The sequence below is a fragment of the Streptomyces sp. SID14436 genome (assembly GCF_010548465.1).
Classification (GTDB): domain Bacteria; phylum Actinomycetota; class Actinomycetes; order Streptomycetales; family Streptomycetaceae; genus Streptomyces.
The window spans coordinates 1-1927 of the sequence record NZ_JAAGMD010000642.1; the positions used below are offsets into that span (position 1 = coordinate 1).

At 75.0% G+C, this 1927-nt stretch carries 1 protein-coding gene; it reads right to left on the reverse strand.

Annotated elements, in window-relative coordinates; genetic code table 11:
• Positions 1–54: 54 nt before the first annotated feature.
• Positions 55–1927: nicotinate-nucleotide--dimethylbenzimidazole phosphoribosyltransferase (cobT, locus tag G3I53_RS22840; protein WP_164438723.1), on the reverse strand; the 1873-nt coding region annotated here is incomplete at its 5' end.

Here is a 1927-nt window from a genome sequence, read left to right on the forward strand (position 1 = left end):
GCCCGGGGTGCCATTGGTGCGCGCGGTCCCGCCGGTGCGCGGGGCCGCGTCGGGCTACTTCTCGGTGACCCCCGCCGAGTCGAAGGTCGCCACCTCGTGCATGGCGCGGGCCGTGCTCTGCACGAGCGGCAGGGCGAGCAGCGCGCCGGTGCCCTCGCCGAGGCGCAGGTCGAGGTCGACCAGGGGGCGCAGGCCCAGCTTGTTGAGGGCGGCCACATGGCCCGGCTCGGCGCTGCGGTGTCCCGCGATGCACGCGGCGAGCACCTCGGGGGCGATGGCGCGGGCCACCAGGGCGGCGGCGCCCGCGCTGACGCCGTCCAGGATCACCGGCGTGCGCAGGGACGCGCCCCCGAGCAGCAGCCCGACCATGGCGGCGTGCTCGAAGCCGCCGACCGCGGCGAGGACGCCGAGCGGGTCGGCCGGGTCCGGCCGGTGGTGTTCGAGGGCGCGGCGGACGACGTCGGTCTTGCGGACCAGGGTCTCGTCGTTGATGCCGGTCCCGCGGCCCGTGACCTCGGCCGGGTCGGCGCCGGTGAACACCGAGATCAGGGCCGCGGACGCGGTGGTGTTCGCGATGCCCATCTCGCCGGTGAGCAGGGCCTTGTTGCCGGCCGCGACCAGGTCGCGGGCCGTCTCGATGCCCACCTCGACGGCCTGCTTGGCCTCCTCGCGGGTCATGGCGGGCCCGGTGGTCATGTCGGACGTGCCGGCGCGGATCTTGCGCGGCAGCAGACCGGGCGTCGCCGGGAGGTCGGACGCGACGCCGACGTCGACGACACAGACCTCGGCGCCCACCTGGGCGGCGAAGGCGTTGCAGACCGCTCCCCCGCCGAGGAAGTTGGCCACCATCTGCGCGGTGACCTCCTGCGGCCAGGGCGTGACGCCCTGGGCGTGCACGCCGTGGTCACCGGCGAAGACCGCGACGGCGGCGGGCTCCGGGATGGGCGGCGGGCACTGCCGGGACAGGCCCGACAGCTGCGCCGAGATGATCTCCAGCATGCCGAGCGCCCCGGCCGGCTTGGTCATGCGCTTCTGCCGCTCCCACGCCTCGCCGAGGGCCTTGGCGTCCAGCGGGCGGATCTGTGCGACGGTCTCGGCGAGCAGGTCGTGGGGGTCCTCTCCGGGCAGGGCGCGGCGGCCGTAGGTCTCCTCGTGCACGACCCAGGACAGCGGGCGGCGCTTGGACCAGCCGGCCTGCATCAGCTCGGGCTCGTCCGGGAATTCGTCGACGTAGCCGACGCACAGGTAGGCGACGACCTCCAGGTGCTCCGGGAGGCCGAGCGCGCGGACCATCTCCCGCTCGTCGAAGAAGCTGACCCAGCCGACCCCGAGGCCCTCGGCGCGCGCGGCGAGCCAGAGGTTCTCCACCGCGAGCGCGGAGGAGTAGGGCGCCATCTGCGGCTGGGTGTGCCGGCCGAGGGTGTGCCGGCCGCCGCGGGTGGGGTCGGCGGTGACGACGATGTTCACCGGGGTGTCGAGGATGGCCTCGATCTTCAGTTCCTTGAACTGCTTCGCCCGGCCCTTGGGGAGGGACTTGGCGTAGGCGTCGCGCTGACGCATGGCCAGTTCGTGCATGCTGCGCCGGGTGTCGGCGGAGCGGATGACGACGAAGTCCCAGGGCTGCGAGTGGCCGACGGAGGGCGCGGTGTGGGCGGCCTCCAGGACCCTGAGCAGCACCTCGTGCGGGATGGGGTCGCTGCGGAAGCCGTTGCGGATGTCCCGCCGTTCACGCATGACCTTCAGGACGGCCTCGCGCTCGGCGTCGTCGTAGCCGGGCGCGGCCGGGCCGGCGGGGCGCGGTGCCGCGGCCGTCTCCGGGTCCGCCGCCGTGGGCGTGTCCGCCGGGTCGCCGTCCCGGGCGGCCGGGACCTCCGCGTCGGCGCCCTGGGTGTCCATGTCGTCCGCCTGCTGGAGCAGGCCGGCTTCG